At 40.6% G+C, this 20,292-nt stretch carries 21 protein-coding genes and 1 riboswitch; of the genes, 1 reads left to right on the top strand and 20 read right to left on the bottom strand.

Annotated elements, in window-relative coordinates:
* Positions 1–58: 58 nt before the first annotated feature.
* From H3T55_RS10835 to H3T55_RS10760, 16 genes are all read right to left on the bottom strand, one after another.
* On the bottom strand, positions 59–514 hold the full coding sequence (locus tag H3T55_RS10835; protein WP_225534472.1) for an AraC family ligand binding domain-containing protein: 456 nt from the start codon (positions 512–514) through the stop codon (positions 59–61).
* A complete protein-coding gene (gene eutH, locus H3T55_RS10830; RefSeq protein ID WP_225534471.1) occupies positions 507–1,616 on the bottom strand; it encodes an ethanolamine utilization protein EutH in 1,110 nt (369 codons plus the stop codon). The genes H3T55_RS10835 and eutH overlap by 8 nt, the downstream gene beginning before the upstream one ends.
* A gap of 21 nt (positions 1,617–1,637) precedes the next feature.
* Positions 1,638–1,901: a EutN/CcmL family microcompartment protein gene (locus H3T55_RS10825; RefSeq protein WP_225534470.1), complete on the bottom strand. Its 264-nt coding sequence runs from the start codon at positions 1,899–1,901 to the stop codon at positions 1,638–1,640.
* Between the two features lie 9 nt (positions 1,902–1,910).
* Positions 1,911–2,531, bottom strand: a complete 621-nt coding sequence (locus H3T55_RS10820; RefSeq protein WP_225534469.1) for a hypothetical protein — start codon at positions 2,529–2,531, stop codon at positions 1,911–1,913.
* Positions 2,532–2,540: 9 nt separating this feature from the next.
* Positions 2,541–3,170, bottom strand: coding sequence for an ethanolamine utilization phosphate acetyltransferase EutD (eutD, locus tag H3T55_RS10815; protein ID WP_225534468.1), 630 nt, complete (start codon positions 3,168–3,170; stop codon positions 2,541–2,543).
* 155 nt (positions 3,171–3,325) lie between these two features.
* A complete protein-coding gene (locus H3T55_RS10810) occupies positions 3,326–3,604 on the bottom strand; it encodes a BMC domain-containing protein (RefSeq protein ID WP_211272478.1) in 279 nt (92 codons plus the stop codon).
* An 81-nt stretch (positions 3,605–3,685) separates the two neighbouring features.
* Positions 3,686–5,137 carry an acetaldehyde dehydrogenase (acetylating) gene (locus H3T55_RS10805; protein WP_225534467.1) on the bottom strand — a complete coding sequence of 484 codons (1,452 nt, stop codon included), beginning with the start codon at positions 5,135–5,137 and terminating at the stop codon, positions 3,686–3,688.
* Between the two features lie 12 nt (positions 5,138–5,149).
* Positions 5,150–5,563, bottom strand: coding sequence for a BMC domain-containing protein (locus H3T55_RS10800; RefSeq protein WP_225534466.1), 414 nt, complete (start codon positions 5,561–5,563; stop codon positions 5,150–5,152).
* A gap of 15 nt (positions 5,564–5,578) precedes the next feature.
* Positions 5,579–6,232 (bottom strand): ethanolamine utilization microcompartment protein EutL, encoded by a 654-nt coding sequence (gene eutL / locus H3T55_RS10795; RefSeq protein ID WP_087641471.1) that lies wholly within the window; start codon positions 6,230–6,232, stop codon positions 5,579–5,581.
* A 15-nt stretch (positions 6,233–6,247) separates the two neighbouring features.
* Positions 6,248–7,153, bottom strand: coding sequence for an ethanolamine ammonia-lyase subunit EutC (gene eutC / locus H3T55_RS10790; RefSeq protein ID WP_225534513.1), 906 nt, complete (start codon positions 7,151–7,153; stop codon positions 6,248–6,250).
* Between the two features lie 21 nt (positions 7,154–7,174).
* Positions 7,175–8,542 (bottom strand): ethanolamine ammonia-lyase subunit EutB, encoded by a 1,368-nt coding sequence (locus H3T55_RS10785; RefSeq protein WP_225534465.1) that lies wholly within the window; start codon positions 8,540–8,542, stop codon positions 7,175–7,177.
* A gap of 47 nt (positions 8,543–8,589) precedes the next feature.
* Positions 8,590–10,017, bottom strand: a complete 1,428-nt coding sequence (eutA, locus tag H3T55_RS10780; protein ID WP_225534464.1) for an ethanolamine ammonia-lyase reactivating factor EutA — start codon at positions 10,015–10,017, stop codon at positions 8,590–8,592.
* A 107-nt stretch (positions 10,018–10,124) separates the two neighbouring features.
* On the bottom strand, positions 10,125–11,531 hold the full coding sequence (locus tag H3T55_RS10775; protein WP_225534512.1) for a sensor histidine kinase: 1,407 nt from the start codon (positions 11,529–11,531) through the stop codon (positions 10,125–10,127).
* 4 nt (positions 11,532–11,535) lie between these two features.
* Positions 11,536–12,108 carry an ANTAR domain-containing response regulator gene (locus H3T55_RS10770; protein WP_087641466.1) on the bottom strand — a complete coding sequence of 191 codons (573 nt, stop codon included), beginning with the start codon at positions 12,106–12,108 and terminating at the stop codon, positions 11,536–11,538.
* A 19-nt stretch (positions 12,109–12,127) separates the two neighbouring features.
* On the bottom strand, positions 12,128–12,472 hold the full coding sequence (gene eutS / locus H3T55_RS10765; protein ID WP_088269132.1) for an ethanolamine utilization microcompartment protein EutS: 345 nt from the start codon (positions 12,470–12,472) through the stop codon (positions 12,128–12,130).
* An 80-nt stretch (positions 12,473–12,552) separates the two neighbouring features.
* On the bottom strand, positions 12,553–13,686 hold the full coding sequence (locus H3T55_RS10760) for a 1-propanol dehydrogenase PduQ (RefSeq protein WP_225534463.1): 1,134 nt from the start codon (positions 13,684–13,686) through the stop codon (positions 12,553–12,555).
* 217 nt (positions 13,687–13,903) lie between these two features.
* A riboswitch (adenosylcobalamin (AdoCbl) riboswitch) is annotated at positions 13,904–14,046 on the bottom strand.
* 114 nt (positions 14,047–14,160) lie between these two features.
* Between H3T55_RS10760 and H3T55_RS10755 the strand changes: the two genes are divergently transcribed.
* Complete coding sequence (locus H3T55_RS10755; protein ID WP_225550160.1) at positions 14,161–15,105, top strand: helix-turn-helix transcriptional regulator; 945 nt, start codon at positions 14,161–14,163, stop codon at positions 15,103–15,105.
* Positions 15,106–15,148: 43 nt separating this feature from the next.
* On the opposite strand, the gene dnaJ is transcribed toward H3T55_RS10755, so the two are convergent.
* From dnaJ to hrcA, 4 genes are all read right to left on the bottom strand, one after another.
* Positions 15,149–16,309 carry a molecular chaperone DnaJ gene (gene dnaJ / locus H3T55_RS10750; protein WP_087641462.1) on the bottom strand — a complete coding sequence of 387 codons (1,161 nt, stop codon included), beginning with the start codon at positions 16,307–16,309 and terminating at the stop codon, positions 15,149–15,151.
* Between the two features lie 347 nt (positions 16,310–16,656).
* Complete coding sequence (dnaK, locus tag H3T55_RS10745) at positions 16,657–18,486, bottom strand: molecular chaperone DnaK (RefSeq protein WP_087641461.1); 1,830 nt, start codon at positions 18,484–18,486, stop codon at positions 16,657–16,659.
* Positions 18,487–18,559: 73 nt separating this feature from the next.
* A complete protein-coding gene (gene grpE / locus H3T55_RS10740) occupies positions 18,560–19,129 on the bottom strand; it encodes a nucleotide exchange factor GrpE (protein WP_225534461.1) in 570 nt (189 codons plus the stop codon).
* 37 nt (positions 19,130–19,166) lie between these two features.
* The gene (gene hrcA, locus H3T55_RS10735) at positions 19,167–20,210 is read right to left on the bottom strand and encodes a heat-inducible transcriptional repressor HrcA (RefSeq protein WP_087641459.1); all 1,044 of its coding nucleotides are present in this window, start codon (positions 20,208–20,210) and stop codon (positions 19,167–19,169) included.
* Positions 20,211–20,292 lie beyond the last annotated feature (82 nt).

The following is a 20,292-nucleotide window of genomic DNA, read 5'->3' as shown; positions in this document are numbered from 1 at the left end:
AAATAGTTCAAAAAATTAGTCATTTTCCCAACTTTCCGAACCATTTCTATTTATTCGATTATTGTTTTTGCCAATCAGCTGGATAGGTCACATAAACAAAACGTGCTTTTCCAGTGACTGAAAATTGAATGGCGCTTCCTTTTGGAATCAGCAAAATTTCTCCTGGACCAGCTGAAACGGTTCTACCGTCGATCCGCACATCCAATTGTCCTTCTATGATGTAATCAACCTCATCATACTCTAAAAGCCAGTCGAATGTCGTATCTTCCATGACCATTAGTCCACAACCTAAGCGTGGACTTTCTTTCAATGTCACTAAATCTTTACAGTAGACTTTGTGCTCAGGATTTCCTGTATCCAATCGATCCTCTTCTGATACATCTAATTGCGGCAGCTTAATGGATAAGATCCCGCTTGGATCGACCATTTTTGTTTGATCTTCGCTTTTTAATAATTGTTCTGTCAGCACTTCACGAACCAGCGCACGAATCATGCCTGCATCTAAATTATTCATGTATATCCACCTGCTTTGTTTCTTTTTTCAGCATTCGATTCGCCATAAAAACAGCGACCAGAACAGCTGTGATCCCGCCAACTAATTTTCCAACGATCATTGGAAAAATCATTTCTTTAGCGACTCCTGCAGTAAAGCCTAAATGATCGCCCATTACGAAAGCAGCAGAAACAGCAAATGCTACATTGATGATTTTCCCGCGAGGATCCATATCCTTCATCATTTGAAACATTGGGATACTGTTTGCAAGTGTTGCCACCATCCCAGCAGCAGCGACTTCGTTCATTCCTAAAAGCTTGCCCAATTTCATCAATGGCTTATTAAAGACTTTGGTGATCACAAAAACGAGACAAAAGGCGCCAGCTAACGTCAATGCGATGCCTCCTACTACCTCGATCCCCTCACTAACAGGTGCGATTCCATCAATTACAGTAATGCCGACTAATAATTGTAACGCTCCTAAGACTAAACCAGCGATCGCAACGATCACTACAAATTTACCGAAAATCGTAAAGCCTTTGATCATCGCATCTGGCTTCAGCCATAAACCGATCATGATCAATACAGCTACTAATAAGATCGGTACTAGATTTTTTAAAATCATGATCACTGGAAAGCCTGCAATGATCCCGCCGACAAAACAACCGATCGGAATGGTGATCAATCCAGATAAAACACCTGTAGCTAGATATTGCTGATCCTCTTTTTCAATAATACCTAAAGCGACTGGGATCGTAAACACGATCGTTGGCCCCATCATCGCGCCTAAGATCGCACCGGCAAATAGACCTGCCTGAGGATCTTGTGCTAACTGCATCGCCAAAGGAAAGCCGCCCATATCGTTGGCTAATAGCGTTGTAGCAAACATGGCTGGATCAGCGCCTAAAGCTGTGTATAAAGGTACGACAACGGGTTTCAAAATGTTCGCTAAAACTGGTGCTAGTGTAATGATCCCGACCATCGACAAGGCCAGAGAGCCCATTGCCATGATTCCTTCTTCAAACTGTTCCCCTAAACCAAACTTATTGCCCAAACATTTATCGACCGCTCCTAATACCATGAAAAAAGCGATAATATACATAATGATTTCATTGATACTCATTCACTTCACATCCTTTGCATCTTATTCATTCAGTTCAACCGAGTCGATGATCCCCACAATGACCGCATCTACTGGGATCGTTGGATCATCCAAGGACATTCTCGCAGCACTGCCAGTCGAAACCAATACAAGATCATCCAAACCAGCGCCAGTATTGTCTGCTGCTACAAGCGTATGCTGCGGATTAGTATCCTCTGATGATTCCACAACTAAAAATTTTAATCCATTTAGTTTTTCCGCTTTTCTTGTTGCCCATAAACTTCCCTTCACTCGTCCGATGAACATATTGGTTCCTCATTTCTCATTAGTCCAGCTAATGTTGATTTTTTTCTCACGTATATACTCTGTTGCTTGATCAGTCAGTAAACACTGGTTGGAAAGGGAAAGCGTACTACCAAAAGGAAGCTGCTGTTCCATGAGTTCCCTTGCTGTCAGAACTTTTTTTGTCTGTTGATTTTCATAAGGAGTGACAGTGTTTCTGAAAGAGGGGGACTCCATCGATTCTTTGATTGAAACAAAATCTCCGCCATAACGGTATAATTCTGATTCAAAGCTTAAAATCCGTTCCTTTAATGCATATTTCCCTGATTCCAATAATGATAAGTACGAACGGCCTTCTTTTAAAATAAGAAAACGCTGGCCAGCCTTGATAGCATCCACTATCGTTTCTTCCAACTCACTTTGAGGTCGAAACTGACAGATATTGACTAAATTTTCAAAAGACAATTCTGTTACGATGATCAGATCATCTCCATTTTTTACTGAACTTCTAAAATAGTTTAGTTGTTCTTTTGAAAGTTGTGCCTGATTCGCACCTAGAAGGCACGTCGTTTGTAGCTGAACCTTTTCAGCTAATTTTTCGAGCACTTTTTCTGTTATTCGATCAACTAGATCATTAAATTCTTTTGTGTTCATTATTGATCCCTACTTTACGATAAATCCTCTGATCCCTTTTTTAAAAGAACAGGCATTTGCTTCGTCATAATCAATATGCATCGCCGTGGCAAACTTATCACTTACACGTATAACGACATCATCAAAAATCAAGGAACGCTGTTCGCTGACAACTTTGACTTTAACGATATCTCCTTGTGAAACATTCATTTTTGAGGCATCTTTTGCCGCTACATGAACATGCCGCTTTGCTACGATCAAGCCTTGCTCAAGTGATACGACCTTGTTTCCATTGACCAAAATAATCCCTGGTGTTCCTTCAATATCGCCACTTTCTCTAACTGGTACTTTGACACCAAGAGTCAATGCATCCGTCGCAGAAATCTCGACTTGAGAAGCCTTACGCGGCGGACCTAAAACAACTACGTTATGAAGTGCTCCCTTTGGACCTAAAATCGTTAATCGTTCTTTTGAAGCAAATTGTCCCGGTTGTGATAAGTAATTATTGATCGACAGCTGATAATCTTTGCCGAATAATTCATCGATATGTTCTTGAGACAAATGGATATGACGACCGCTAGCTTCAACCAAAAAACCACGCTCCTGATTGATTTTAGCAACGACTTGATCCACTAATGTATCTAGTAATTGTTCATTCATTATTTTTTTCACCTCTGCTTAAAATGAGTATTAGTCACATAATAGAAAGTTGAAAGGAAAGGAAAAGAATACACCGATGGTATAAAAGAGACCGATTCTTCTATTCTATAAGGTCGTTTTTTCCCCTTTTCCTTTCTCATTTCTGTTACATGAATTTATTTAACTGGAGGTAAAATAGCATCCACTTCTGTATGCGGACGTGGAATCACATGAACAGAAAGTAGATCCCCTACACGTTCAGCTGCCGCAGCACCTGCATCGACTGCTGCTTTGACCGCACCAACATCTCCTCTAACCATCACTGTTACAAGACCGCCACCAACTTGTTCTTTGCCAATCAATGTTACGTTTGCTGCTTTGACCATTGCATCTGCTGCTTCGATTGCTCCAACTAACCCTTTTGTTTCGATCATTCCTAATGCATTTGCGTTCATAATATACTTCCTCCTAAAATGTTTTAATTATTTTTTTGATAGGTATTCCTGATAAATCTATATACATAATATTAAAAAATATTATTGTAACTTGGCTAAAATCCGCTCTACTAATGTATCCACTAGCTGTTCTTCATTAAATCCTGATGACGATACCGGCTGTTCTCTTAAATCCTCAAGCTCACGGACACCATAAGCAATTCTACGAACATTGAATAAATTCGCTGGACTGATATTGTCTGAAGTCGAACTTCCACCAACAGCCCCGCAACCTAAGGTCAAAGCTGGAGCTAAATTAGTTGTCGCTCCAATCCCGCCTAGAGCACCTGGTGTATTGACCAGCACTCGGGAAACGGGCTTTTTCAACCCAAATTGACGGATCACTTCATCATTTTGAGAATGGATCATCATCGTATGCCCGGCGCCTTCATGGTACAAAATATCCATCGCCAATTCGCAGGCTTCTTCCCAATTTCCAACTGTATAAAAAGCTAGGATCGGTGCTAATTTTTCTCTGGAATAAGGAACCTTATGTCCAACTTTGGTTTCCTCAGCAATCAGGACACGTGCCTCTTTTGGTACAGATAGATGCGTCAATTCTGCAATTGCCTGAACTGATTTTCCGACGATTTGCGGATTCATACTGCCATTAGGGCGCATGATGTATCGTTCTAATTGTGCGGACTCTTCTGGTGATAAGAAGTAGGCTCCTTGTTTTTTCAACTCAGCGATAACCGCTGCTTTGTTGCTTGTTTCAGCAATGATCGACTGCTCTGACGCACAGATTGTTCCATTATCGAAGGTTTTGGAGTCCATGATTCGTTTGACCGCTAATGGAATATCTGCACTTTTTTCGATATACGCAGGACCATTGCCTGGGCCAACGCCAATTGCAGGAGTGCCTGAAGAATAAGCGGCTTTGACCATTGCTGAACCACCAGTCGCAAGAATCAATGATGTATATTGGTGCTTCATCAATTCCGCTGTTCCTTGCATCGTTGGTTTGAGCATACAGCCGATCGCTCCTTTTGGACAACCGGCCTTTTCTGCTGCTTTAGAGATGACTTCAACAGTTGCCAAAATAGCTTGAAGCGCATTCGGATGAGGAGAAAAGACAATCGCATTTCCCGCTTTGATAGCGATCAAGGCTTTATAAATGACTGTTGAAGTTGGATTTGTTGAAGGGATCAAGCCGGCAACTACTCCAACTGGAACAGCGACATCAATGACTTTTTGCTCTTTATCTTCATTTAAAATGCCTACTGTTTTCATTTCTTTGATCGAATCCCAGACAAATTTTGATGCGAAGCTATTTTTTACGACTTTGTCCTGCCAAATGCCAAAGCCTGTTTCCTGATGCGCCATTTTAGCCAGTTTTTCTCTGGCTTCGTATGCTGATACTGCAATCGCTTCACAAATTCGATCGATTTGTTCTTGACTCATTTTGGCTAAGCTTTCTTGCGCTGCTTTTGCCTCTGTCAGCAGATTTCTGACTTCCTGGATAGAAGCCAAGTCTTTATCAAGTGTTGTCATTTTTTAGGCTCCTTATTTTCTATCTTTTTTTGGATTTTTCTTTTTCGGTACTGTTTTTTCCTTTTCAAGTTTTTCATCTTGCTGAAGTTCAGCTGACTCTGCTTTAATTTCCTCTGTTTCAGTTACAGGTGCTGATTCTTCTGTCACCGTTGGTTTGTCCATTAAAAGTTCTTGTACTGCAATGTCCATTCTTGGAATCACATGACTAGCACGTAGGCAACCCAGTTTTTCGGCAACGATTTTTCCAGCATCTACAGCAGCTGTGATTGCCGCAACATCTCCAATCAACTCCACGGTCGTGATTCCGCCTTTGATTTTCTCAGACTTTAATAAATGAACGTTGGCGGCCTTCAACGCAGCATCTGCTGCACTGACAGCACCTAAATAGCCAGTTACTTCGATCATACCTAAAGCTTCTAACTTCATTGATTTTCACTTCCTTTAATACGTCGTCGGATTTTCAGCAACCATTGCTACCGCTTCTGCAAAAGCATCACATGCTGCTTTACACGCTGACTGACTGCCGCTTAATAATCCTCCGCCGAAATTGGTTTCAGATGGCGGACCGTAAAATGCAGCAACTTCAACATCTGCAGCTTTTAAAGCTGCATCTAATCCATACATTGCTTCTAACGGCGGTGCAATCAAGTAGGCCAACGCTGAACCTTCTGAGATACCTGCTTCTTTCGAAAGATGTGTTCCTGTTCTCGATACACAGTGGGCAAAATACGGAATGGAATCATCTTCATTTGCACTGTAAAAGCTTGCCCCTGTTTCAATTTCCTGAACCGCTACGGCTAAACCGCTTTTTACTTCTGCTGGACTTGGTCCCGCTAAAATCCCGATCACCTCACCAGCTAATTTCGTCGTCGCATTGTCGGCGCCGCCGTAAAAACTCTTCGCATAGACCACATCTACTGCTGCAGCTTTAGTTGCTTCATCTAAAGCAACATAGGTTACATCGTCACAAGTTGATGTGATCAGCCCTAGACTACGATGATCTGGCCCTAGACCAAGAGCTTCAGCCATTGAAGGAGCGACATTTGAAATCACTTTGACACTCAGTACACTTGCACCTAAACGTTCATTTTTCATACGTTAATCCTCTCCTTATTCCACTTCTTTCAGGTCGATCCCTGATTTTTTATGTTCCAGCATTTTATGGATCAGCTCTGCAATATAGGCACCTGCTTCAACTGCCGGTGTACCGCCTTTATGAATATTTGAAATGACGGTTCTGCGGGCTTCCGGCATTCCCACCGTTGGTTTGTATGCGATATAGGCACTCATTGATTCAGCTGTGACTAGGCCAGGACGTTCGCCAATCAAATAACAAACGACCTCTGCTCCTGTCAATTCAGCAATTTGGTCCATCGCCGGTACTCTAGCATGTTTGATAAAGACGACCGAATCGCTATCAAAATCCAAGTTGAACATTTTCAACCCCTGTTTGATCGAAGGTAAAATTTCTTTGATATTTGCTTCGATCGCAGCAGAGCTCAGACCATCACCAACGATGACTTGTACTTTTTGATTTGGTTTGACATTTTCTTTGATTTTCTTCGTGTTCTCTTCATCAAATTGACGACCTAAGTCTGGACGTGTAACATATTCGTCTTTATCCTGACATTTTGTCGCTGCTTCGATAAAATTCATTTCTTTGATCAAATCATCCGACACATAAGAAAATACGGCATCTTGTGCAGCGGCATGATCGGCACGAAAGCGCAGCATCGATTGTGTTTTATAACGTGGACCACTACGCCATAAACCTAAACGGGCAGGTGTTTTTGCTTTCATTTTTAAATAACCGTCTCGATCGACCGGATTCGGGATCAAGAATTGTTTGCGAATATCGACTTCGGTAATATCATCGATGACTCCTTCTTCGATTTGAGATTCAGCTTTTGAGTGAATCGGTTCTGCTACACGTTCTTTTGGTTCTGCGATCGTATTTGTTTCCGTCATTTCTTCCAAAATAGATACGATCAGCGATTTGATTTCATTGTTATCCACCATTTATTCTGTTCACTCCCTTTATTTTTTTAAGAATACAGAAGCATCGCCAGCTAGATCGGTTAATTGACCATTCGCCATGAAGCCCATTTTTTCCATCCATTGTTCAAACTCTTTGATCGGACGTTTATTCAGCATCGAACGAATCGTTGCTGTTTCATGAAACCCAGTAGTTTGATAGTTCAGCATCACGTCGTCTCCATGAGGGATCCCCATCACAAAGTTCACGCCGGCTGTCCCTAATAACGTCAATAAATTCTCCGCATCATTTTGGTCCGCTTTCATATGATTGGTATAGCAAACATCACAGCCCATTGAAATGCCGGAAAGTTTCCCCATAAAGTGATCTTCTAATCCTGCTCTGATGACCTGTTTTGAATCGTATAAATACTCCGGCCCAATAAAGCCAACTACCGTATTGACCATAAACGGGTCAAATCGTTTAGCAAATCCATAGCAGCGCGCTTCCATCGTTACTTGATCGACACCGTAATGCGCATCTGATGAAAGTTCGGAACCTTGCCCCGTTTCAAAGTACATCACGTTAGGACCTGCCACTTGTCCTTGCTGTAAGGCCAAATGTTTTGCTTCAGTGATATCACCTGCATTAAAACCAAATGCTGTGTTTCCTTTTTCAGAACCAGCAATCGATTGAAATACTAGACCAGTTGGTGCTCCTTGACGCATCGCTTCCATTTGTGTTTTGACATGTGCCAAGACACAGGTCTGCGTTGGGATTTCCCACTCGCTTCTAAATTCTTCAAATTTGTCTAAAATCCGCTTCACACTTTCAGTCGAATCATCTACCGGATTAAGACCGATCACAGCATCTCCGATTCCATAAGATAAGCCTTCCATCACACTGGCCATGATGCCGTCCACATCATCTGTCGGATGATTTGGCTGCAGACGAACAGAGAAACGTCCAGCTTCACCGATCGTTGTATTCGCTGTTTTGATGATGTTGATCTTCTGTGCAGCATAAATCAAATCTAAGTTAGACATCAATTTAGCAACTGCCGCAACCATCTCAGAGGTCAAACCTCTAGCGACTTGTTTAATGTCATAATCAGTTGTTTTAAAGTCTAAAAGCCACTCACGCAATTCTTCTACTGTCCAATGCTTGATGCGGTCATATGCTCTTTGATTGACGTCATCGATGATGATTCGTGTCACTTCATCTTCTTCATAAGGCACCGCAGGATGATTGAATAGATCCTCCATCGTCAGCTGAGCTAAAACCACCTTAGCTGCCACCCGCTGTTCTGAAGACTCCGCTGCAACTCCTGCCAGACGATCCCCTGATTTTTCTTCATTTGCTTTGGCCATCACATCCATCACAGAATTAAACTGATAGACTTTGCCAAATAATTTTGTTTTTAAGATCATAAAAATATTGCCTCCTTTATCACATTTATAATTAGAAAACTTATGCCTTACTCAAACACCAATGTTTTCACTACCACAGGTAAAATACTTCCCTGAATGACCGGCATCCCAATATCGATGTAGTCGCCATTTTCCACTTGAATGCCGTCAAGACAAACAAAGGGATACTCTTTTGGCAAATAATTGTATAATGCTTGCCCCAACGATTTTGCGTTATCCTCTTCTACGATCACGATCAGTGGAAACCCCTGCGTCAGCTGATTTTTAAATCCTTCCACAATCGTCTTTGCAGTCGTCGTGATTTGTGCAAAGGTTGGATTTTTTTTCCCCAATAAGCCTAAGGCCACTGCCTGCTGCTCATTATTGACAGCAAACCAGTCCAGCTTTTCTTGAATGATCGAAGCAAGTGCTTCTTCATTTAATTGTTCATCGCTTTGAGACAGTTTTAAGACGGGTAAATTTTTGATTGGCAATACCTTGGCATCATAAGTGATCGTACTGCCACTGACTTTGGTTGTATGTGATCCTGCTCCGACAACTGTTGCTCGAATAGTTTCAACCGAAGCGATCACTTGCTTTTCTTTGAAAAGGCGAGAATTCGCTAGTGCTTTTCCTAACAACACGCCAATATCCCCATATTCAAACAAATTTTTGTTTTTTGAATCAAGACAATCGGCGACACCGCCTGAAAATGATACACAGCGAATCGGTTGATTTAGCTTCAAGCCTTTATTCGTGATCAATAACTGGTAGTATGGATTTTGATCGCCAATTCCTACACTATTTTCCAAGACGGAAACCAATATTTGGATGATCGGATCTAACAGCTCTGCTGATGCAGTCATGCCTTCTTCGATCGTCCATTGCTCTTTTTGAATGATCTCCTTCAGTTTTGGCGCAATATACTCAATTTGTTTGGTCTGCGGTGATATCCGAATCAGCCGTCCGCCAATATCAAAACAGGCTGTATCCAATAGTTCGTCATCATTAAAAAGGACCAAATTCGTTGTACCGCCGCCGATATCGAGATTTACTACACTTGTATGATATTCTTTGGAATAGCTTTGGGCACCCGCACCTTTGCCTGCGATAATACTTTCAAGGTCAGGACCTGCTGTCGCGACCACAAAGTCACCAGCATATCCGCTCATCGCCTGCAATACAGAATTAGCATTCTCCTTGCGGGCAGTCTCCCCTGTAATGATCACTGCACCGATTTGAATCTCACTTTTTTTGATCCCTGATCGTTTGTACTGTGTATCTAAAAACTGCTTGATTCTCTCAACATCTATTATCCGTTGCTCCTTTAGCGGCGTAAAAATGATTTCGCTGCGAAAGATGACTTCTTTTTTTGTTATTTCAACTCTAGGAATCGTGAACGCCGAAGCCATATTATTCATCGTCAATTTTGAGATGACCATTTGTGTGGTGGATGTTCCTAGATCGATCCCTACACTCAACATCGATTCTGCCATTCGTTTTTCTTCCTCCTTTCTAAGAAAAAAAGCGCTCAAAAAAACTTTCAAAGTTTTTTTGAGCGCCTTTGCTCGATTTAGACGAACAGCATTGTTCGTCTGTGTGATTATTTTTTGAAATAAAAAGCGGTTTTTGTTCCCTTTGAATCGGATTGAACGTCTAATTTGCCTCTTAGTTTTTCTCTGACATAACTAGTGACGATTTGCAATCCGAGATTATTTTGTTTGATATCATCTTTTGGATAGCCGACACCATTATCTTCGATCGAAATGTAAACATAGCCTTCTTTTTGTGACACGTCAACGTTGATCTGTCCTTGTTTGCGGCCATTGAAGGCATGATCATAACAATTTTGGATGAGTTCATTGACAACAAGAGCAATCGTGACAACCACATCACTGCTCAAAATCAGTTCTTCATCGATAGTTGCTTCGATCGTAATGTGATACAAGTCTTCATAACAGCGATGCATGTTTTCGATCACAGAATCAAGGACCGCTTTTAATGAAATATCGTCTTCTAGTTGTTTTGATAGTAGTTCATGCGTGCGGGCAATGGCCATGATCCGGTAAACACTTTCTGTGAGTACTTTTTTTGCTTCATCAGTGGAACAGCGTCTCGCTTGGATACTTAAGATCGATACCACACTTTGCAGATTGTTTTTGACGCGATGATGGATTTCTTTGATCACGACAGCTTTATCACTGATCTCTGCTTCTTTTTTTCTGACCTCTGTCACCTCGTGAATGATCACGATCACTGTACCTTCAACCTCATCAAAAATGTATTTCATTTCAAAATACAAGTTACCAAATTTGATTTCTTTTTCCATCGAGCCAGCACCGCCATTACGAGAACGCAGATAGTTCAGCTGTTCAAAGGTCGACATATCCAAGGATAAATTATCATAATGCATTCCTAAAATATCATCAAGATAGCCAAAACCATGATAATAGGACTCCGCCGCGCGATTCATTTGTACCAGATAGCCAGTCGCGTTAAAGATCAAAATACCTTCATCGATATTGTCAGTGACAAATTCTTTTGAGGTGATCGAAATTGGATGACTACGATTTTGTTCGATACCATTTTGAGCAACAAGAAAATGTTTCATTTTTTCATCGACTGAATCTTCTACGATCACAACGCCAATATTTTTTTTCTGATTGCGAATCGGATACACCCGCTGACGAACCATGACATCTTCTTGCGAACGGGCTAAAAGTCCGACTGTATTCAACGAAGTTTCAAAGGTACGATAAACAGCCGCTTCATTTTTGCGCTTTGCTTTTTGTCCGACGATATCTTTTGAATACAATGACTTTTTCGCAAGCGGCGGACGTTGGAAAACAACAATAGCATCTCCAGTCAATCCATTCATCACATCAATAAATACATCATTATCCGGATATAATTTTCTTGCTAAAATTTGTTCTGCCTGACTGATCAGCTCATCGATATCTTCGTGCGAAAGCACCGTGTACTCCTCACACAATAAGCGAAGTCTTTTCATTTCATCATTCATCAGCAACCACAAACATTTCTGCAATTTCTGCGATCGGGCAGCGTTTGTTCATACTAAGATCTCTTAACAACTGATACGCTGAATCCTCTGAAAGATTTTGTTCTTCCATGATGATCCCTTTGGCTTTTTCAATCAATTTTCGTTCGGACAATTTTTTAGTCAACTTTTCAAGTGACACTTCATATTCTCTCGTTTTCGTTCCATTGGCGATGGCCACTTCAACCATCGGCGTCAATGATTTTTCCATGATCGGTTTCACAAGATACCCACTGACACCATATTTTTTGGCTTTCTCAATGTTTTCTTTATCACTGTATGCGGTCAAAAGAATCACTGCTTTGGCATACCTCTCAGCTAATATTTTCTTACTTGCCTTCAAACCGTCTAAAAGCGGCATACTGATATCCATGATCACTAAGTCGGGGTGCTGTTGTTTACACATTTCGATCGCTTCGATCCCATCTGCTGCTTCTCCTACGACAGTGTAGTTTTCCGCTTCCAACATTCCCCGGATATCCATTCTTGTAATAGGTTCATCGTCGACAATGACAATTCTTCCGTTCATAATGGTTCATCCTTTTCTCTTATGTTTTTGTTATATGTGTTTCATTAAATCCTAAAATATTCCCTAATCCCGCTAAGACTTCTGCTAAGGCAGATTCTACTGAGGCGATGTCTCCGGTGATCACAACTGAACCACTGAAACGGTCGATAAAGCCAATTTTGATATCTCCTGCTTTTGTTGCAATATCCACTGCAATGATCGCAGCTTCACTCGGCGTGATCGTTAAAATACCGATCGCATTTGTTTCAACATCCACCAGTCCTAATTTTTCATAGATCTCCGGATTTGGATTAGCGATAATATGAGCCAGCGTGATTTGTTTGCCTGGTACATACTCTTGAATCATACGTTGTTTTTCAGCCATGATCTTTCCCTCTTTTTCTCAGCTCATTAACACTATCATGGTTCTTTTTTTTGGACAACCCCATTTTATAAATAAGCTGCTTATTTGATCTTTTCCAAAATCTGCAAAATATCCGCTTTCGTTGGAACCTTTGGATTCGTTGCTGTACAGCCATCTTTTAAAGCACTCTTAGCAATTTCTTCTTTAAACTGTTGGAAATGTTGATCAGAGACACCAGCTTCTTTTAGCGTATTTGGCATTGCTAGTTGCTGTTTCAAACGCTTGATCGCTCGTACCAATTGTTTGACACCCGCTCTGCCAGTCGATTTTTCATGACCTAAAAGAGTTGCAAGATATGCATATCTTTCTGCTGTTCGTTGATCATACTCTTTAGAAACCGTACCGCAGCCAGCATTAAATTGAATAACTTCTTCTAACAGTAAGGAATTCAAACGACCATGAGCGACATGCAGTTTTGCTCCTGCAGCATGGGCAATACCATGATTGATCCCAAGTGAAGTCAGATTGAATGCCATTCCAGCTATACAAGAGGCATAATGCATTTGCTCACGTGCATGGATATTCTCTCCATTTTGATAACATTGCACTAAATTCTCGAAGACTAAAACGACAACTTTCTCACATAAGGCATCTGAAAATACAGTTGCTTTTGTGGATACATATGCTTCAAGTGCATGCGTCAAAACATCCATCCCAGTATCAGAAGTTATATTTCTGGGTGCACTAATGACCAGCTCAGAAGCTAGATAAGCTTCGTTTGGTTGAATTTCAGATGTTACTAGGGGATACTTCGTTCCTTTTTCCTGATTCGTAATGACTGAAAAATTAGTCACTTCCGAACCAGTCCCGCTTGTAGTCGGGATCACGATAAATGGTAGCTTAGATACTTTCTCAAGCTTCTGACTAAAAAATTTCATTGCTTTGGCTGCGTCGATCGGTGAGCCGCCGCCTACTGCGATCAAAAGTGTTGGGGCAAATTCTGTTAAAGAGTCGATCCCCAAAATAACATTTTCGATCGGCGGATCAGGGATCACGTTACTGAAAATTTTTAGCTGATTACTCGGCTGAAAATGCTTTGTGATCTGTTCGATCTTATTTGATTGAACCATAAAAGGATCTGTAACAATGAAAATTCGTTGATTCTCATAAGTGCTTAGTCCCTTTAAAACATCGGCTCCAATATGTAGCGTAGTGGGAAAAGTAATAGTTTCCAATGGTCTGCTCCTTTCATTTCTTCAAAAAAAGCCGCAAAAAAGACAAGGATATCTTTTTCACGGCTTCATTGCTCGTTAAAAACACTACTTCGTGTTTTTTATTCAATTTAGTTTTTTGGACACAAAAAATAGGCTTCAACCGTTGCGGTGTACTTCGTCGTACATCTCTCACATTTTTGTGTGTTCTTTCGTAGCTGTATGCTAAAAAAAACGCTCCATGTGCCCTATTGTCTTGCCTCGAAACAATAGTACGGGGTATTGAAACAGAAAGACCTGACTTATAGCATAGCTGCTCATTACAGTGGCGGGACCGTATTGGAATCTAACCAAACTTCCATCTAAATCAATACATATTCAATTTCTACACTTGTATGATAGCACACTCAAAAAAAAGAAACAAGTTTTTTTCTAGTAATTTTTTCCCCTAAAAGGAAAGCTTTTTCGTTATAATAGAGATATCTCAACTAGAAAGCAGTGAAGTTAGTGAAAACAGAACGTTTACTCGGAATCATCATGATTCTTTTAGATAGAAAACAAATCAGCGCAACAAAGCTGGCTGAACTATTCGAAGTCTCTGTCCGGACTATTTACCGCGATATCAACTCTCTAAGCGAAGCTGGTGTCCCTGTCACTGCTTTACCGGGTGTAAATGGCGGCATTCAGATCATGGACAACTACAAGATCGATAAACATTTTTTTACTTCAACTGATATTACCTCTTTATTGATCGCTTTAGAAAGTTTGTCCAGTAATGTTTCAGCGGTTCAAGCAAACCAAACGGCTGAAAAAATCAAAACCCTTGTACCTGACCATCTTTCAGAAGAAATCAAGTTAAAGTCCCATCAAATCTCTATCGATTTAACACCTTGGACAAGCAATCAACCACTACAGCCTTTTTTAGAGACCATTAAATCAGGGATGGAACGGCATCAATTATTGCATTTTGACTATTCAGATAATCAAGGCATGAAAACCACAAGGACAGTCGAACCTTATCGCCTCGTCTTAAAAGAGATCAGCTGGTACCTACAAGCTTTTTGCTTGGAAAGAAACGATTTTAGAACCTTTAAGCTCTCTCGAATCAGCTATCTAGATTTACTAGAAAAGGCGTTCACTCCTCGAGAATTCCAGCCTAAACCTTTAGGAAAAGAACCGTTTTATGGTAAAAAATGGACGACCATTACTTTGAAAGTGACTTATAAAGTAATGGAGCAACTAGTAGATAAATTCGGTCAGCTAGATTTCATTGAAACACCAGAAGTTGATAAAATAATTGTCGAATTTCCCTTTATGGAAGATGACTTTGGTTATCATTTATTGATGGGTTTTGGCAATCAATGTGAATGTCTGGGTCCTGATCATGTTCGCGATGAACTAAAGCGCCGGTTTGAAGAACTACTTCATATTTATCAGAATTAAAAAAATCTCAGCTCATATGATTACCGTATGAGCTGAGATTCTTTTATTTTTTCTTTTTGCCGCCAAAAGCATCTTTCATCTTATCAAAGAAACCTTCATCTTGTTGTTCTTCTACTGTTTGACCGCCTGCTTTTGCAAACGTCCGCAATGCTTCTTTTTGTTCTTCGTTCAAGTTTTTCGGCGTGATGATCTTCACTTTGACATGTTGATCACCATTGGCACCACCACGTAAACGCGGCGCACCTTTTCCTCTTAAACGGAAGTTGGTCTCAGTTTGTGTACCTGCTGGGATTTTTAATTTAACATCGCCATGAACTGTTGGTACTTTCACTTCGTCCCCAAGCGCTGCCTGTACAAAGCTTAACGGCAAGTCATAATAGATCTCAGACCCTTCACGATCGAAGATATTGCTATCCTCCACACTAAAGACAACATACAAATCACCATAAGGTCCGCCATTCATACCAGCTTCCCCTTGATTAGCTAATCGCATTTGTTGTCCGTCTTCTACACCTGCTGGTACATTGACTTTGACTTTATGCGCTTTTTTCTCATGCCCTGTACCATGACAAGTTGGACATGGATCCTTGATTTCTTTTCCTGTACCACGGCAGACATCACAGGTTTGACGACTCATCACGCGACCAAGTGGTGTTTGACGTTCAACATTGATCGAACCTGAACCATGACATTTGTGACACGTTTCTGGATGTGTCCCCGGTTTGGCACCATTACCGCCGCAGGTACTACAATTGTCTTCACGATTGTATTTAATTTCTTTTTCGACACCAAAAATCGCTTCTTCAAATTTAAGTGTGACAGTGTATTGAAGATCAGCACCTTGTCTTGGCGCAGTTGGGTCCACAGTTCGTGAGCCGCCGCCAAAGAAGGAATCAAAAATATCCTCGAACCCACCGAAACCGCTGCTGCTAAATCCGCCGCCACCAAAACCGCCGAAACCACCGCCACCGCCATAATTAGGATCTGTTCCCGCATGACCGTATTGATCATAGGCTGCTTTTTTCTGTGGATCACTTAAGATTTCATAAGCCTCAGAAACTTCCTTGAACTTTTCTTCAGCATCTGCTTCTTTGTTGATATCTGGGTGATATTGTTTTGAAAGCTTACGATATGCTTTTTTTATTTCATCATCTGAAGCACCTTTAGACAGACCCAGTACTTCATAATAATCTCTTTTAGCCATTAGTTCCCCTCCAACTATTATTCCATCTATAAAAGAACCGACATCTGTTTATTTCGATAAAAACATCGTTGTAATCATACCACAAATTAAGTAAAAGCAAAATAGCTTCCCTTAATTTGTGCGCCTTTTCCCTTATAAATAAAGATAGGCAAAGAGTGCGTGACAAAACTAAAAATCAGTTTTGCTTCGCACTCTAAACCCGAATAAACGGCAAGAAAAAAGCAGCTCCTTCGGAAATAAGTTGAAATTCACAAAAATTTGAAGAGCAATTTTCATGAATTTCCCCTTATTTCTCGGAGCTAAACGCTTTTGTCTCGGCCTACTTGCCAGCTTGTTACGAACAATGATTATTTATCGTCGCCTTCTACTTCTTCAAAGTCAGCATCTACAACATCGTCTGCTCCACCTTGGGCAGCTTCAGGATTTTCTTGTGCTTGTTGTTGTGCTGCTTGTTCATAAAGTTTAACTGTTAAGTTTTGTACGATTTCGTTTAATGAATCACGTTTTGCTTTCATTTGTTCGATATCGTTGGCTTCAACAGCAGCTTTCAATTCATCACGAGCGTCTTCTGCTTTCTTCACTTCATCTGCATCGACTTTGCCTTCTAATTCTTTCAATGTTTTATCAACAGTGAATAGTAAAGCATCCACATCGTTACGTAGATCAACCTCTTCTTTACGCGCTTTATCTGCTTCTGCATTAGATTCAGCGTCTTTCACCATACGTTCGATTTCTTCATCTGATAAACCAGAAGATGATTTGATCGTGATCGTTTGTTCTTTTTGTGTTCCTAAATCTTTGGCACGTACGTTTACAATACCGTTTTTATCGATATCGAAGCTTACTTCGATTTGAGGCACACCACGAGGAGCAGCTGGAATATCAGTCAATTGGAAACGACCTAATGTTTTGTTGTCTGCTGACATTGGACGTTCCCCTTGCAATACATGGATATCTACGGCTGGTTGGTTGTCTGCTGCTGTAGAGAAGACTTGTGATTTACTTGTTGGAATCGTTGTATTACGATCGATCAATTTAGTAAACACACCACCCATTGTTTCGATACCTAATGATAATGGCGTAACGTCTAGTAAAACAACGTCTTTCACATCACCAGTGATAACGCCACCTTGAATAGCTGCACCCATCGCAACTACTTCATCTGGGTTTACTGATTTGTTTGGTTCTTTGTTTGTTTCTTTACGTACAGCTTCTACAACTGCTGGAATACGAGTTGAACCACCGACTAAAATTACTTCATCGATTTCAGATGGATTCAAACCAGCATCTTTCAACGCTTGACGTACAGGTGTTTTTGTACGTTCTACTAAATCACTTGTCAATTCATCAAATTTTGCACGAGTCAAGTTCATTTCTAAGTGCAATGGACCAGCATCTCCTGCTGTGATAAACGGTAAGCTGATTTGAGTTGATGTCACACCTGATAAATCTTTTTTCGCTTTTTCAGCAGCATCTTTCAAACGTTGAACAGCCATTTTATCTTGTGATAAGTCAATGCCGTTTTCTTTTTTGAATTCAGCTACCATGTGATCGATGATTTTATTATCAAAGTCATCTCCACCTAATTCGTTATCTCCGGCTGTAGATAGTACATCAAAGACTCCGTCACCTAATTCAAGGATCGATACGTCAAAAGTACCACCACCAAGGTCAAATACTAAAACTTTTTCGTCTTTATCTGTTTTGTCTAAACCATAAGCTAAAGCTGCAGCTGTTGGTTCGTTAACGATACGTTCAACTTCTAAACCAGCGATTTTACCAGCATCTTTTGTTGCTTGACGTTGTGCATCGTTAAAGTAAGCTGGCACAGTGATAACCGCTTTATCTACTTTTTCGCCAAGGTATTCTTCTGCAAACCCTTTTAGATATTGTAAAATCATCGCAGAAATTTCTTGCGGAGTATAAGATTTGCCATCTGCTTCTACTTTGAATCCTGCTTCACCCATGTGACGTTTGATTGATGAAATTGTATGTGGGTTTGTAACAGCTTGACGTTTTGCTACTTCACCAACTTGGATTTCACCGTTTTTGAACGATACAACAGAAGGTGTTGTACGATTTCCTTCTGGATTAGCAATGATTTTTGCTTCTCCGCCTTCTAATACTGCAACTGCTGAGTTTGTTGTTCCTAAGTCAATACCAATAATTTTACTCATAATTAATGATCTCCTATCTCTGTTTTGATTTTTGTTGTATTCAATTTATATCATGCAAGTTTTCGTTTTGTCACTATTGTGCAACAACAACCATACTCGCTCGTAAAACACGATCATGTAGCTTATAGCCTTTTTGCAGCACTTCCACGATTGTATCTGCTGGTGTATCATCGGTTGCAGGAATCGTTTGGACTGCCTGATGTAAATTAGGATCAAAAGATTCGCCCATTGCTGGGATTTCTTCAATTCCTTCTTCTTTCAACGCTGCTTGAACACTCTCCAGAACCATCGCGATTCCTTTTTTCAAGCTTGCACCTTGTTCATCATCGACTTCGATAGCCATTGCACGTTCTAGATTATCGATCGAAGGCAATAACTTTTTACCTAGATCCTGCGAACGATACCGGACAAGCAATTCACGTTCGTTCTTAAAGCGATTGCTCATATTAGCAATCTCTGCACGAGCTCTTAAAAATTTATCTTCCATTTCAGATAATTCATCTTGAGCTGTTTCAAGTTCTGATTTTTCAACTTCTGTTTCAGTTGTTTCAGAGACGACTGATTCATCGACTGAATTCGTCTGTTCTTCTTGTAATTCTTCATTAGTCTCTTCTTTACTCACTCTGGCAACTTCCCTTCTCATTTCCGTAGAATCAAAATTCTATATTTTTACTTTTTACTTATTCATCAAGGAAACGATAATAAGCTCCAAGTTTTGACGCTAATTCATGACGAAATACATCGACTAAGCCAAACATTTTTGAATACGGCATGCTTGTCGGTCCTAATAATGCGATCGTCCCTTTCCCATGTCCTGCTACTTCATACGATGCAGTGATCATACTCATATTATCCAATAGATCATTCCCAATCTCTGAACCGATTCGAATGGCGATCTTCGCGTCATTTTGTTCATCTGCCGTCAATAAATGTGTGATCGCATCTGTGTTTTGCATAAATGAGTACACAGATTTCAATTGATCCAAATCATTTTGCACACCAAAGTTAAATAAATTCATTCGACCACTGACAAATACTTTTTCTTCAAATGCATGTCCTAACATAGCATCAAACAAATTCATCATCCCATCTGGTGTTTGGAAATAACGATGTAAAATCATCGGTATCTCAGTCCGCAAACGATGGTACACGGTCAAAAGCGGCTGCCCAACTAATTTATCGTTGATGATCTGTGTCATCTTCTCTAGATCCTGACTGGAAACTGAAGCTGGTACCGCAAAGACCTGACTTTCGACATTGCCTTTGTCCGTCACGATGATCGCGATGATCTGGCGTTCATTCAAAGGAACGATTCGAAAACCGGTCAAGCGCCGCTCTTTCATTTCAGGTCCTAAAGAAAACGCTGTGTAGCTGGTCAATTCAGAAAGAATCTCTGCCGATTGCTCAATGATATCATTGATTTCGTGAAACTCTTTGCCAAAGGAATGACGGATTGTCTGTAATTCCTCATGTTCAATTTCTGTTGGACGCAATAAATGATCAACGTAATAGCGATAACCATCCATTGAAGGAATTCGACCAGAAGAAGAATGCGTCTTTAGCAGCAGCCCAAGCTCTTCTAAAGCTTTCATATCGTTACGAATAGTTGCTGAACTGGACTGGATTCCTTCTTCCATCAACTTCTTTGATCCAACGGGCATTCCTGTGTTTGTGTATTCCTGGATGATAAGTCGCAAAATATTCTTTTGTCTGTCTGTTATCATAGTTACCACCCTTCATTAGCACTCATGTTATTCAAGTGCTAATACAAGTATTAATATAGCAAGTTCTTTCTGAATTGTCAAG

It is taken from the genome of Enterococcus sp. S22(2020), assembly GCF_020295385.1.
In the GTDB taxonomy this organism is placed as follows: Bacteria; Bacillota; Bacilli; order Lactobacillales; family Enterococcaceae; genus Enterococcus_L; species Enterococcus_L dunnyi.
Note: the sequence above shows the minus strand (reverse complement) of the source record. Positions and strands in the feature narration are given on the sequence as shown.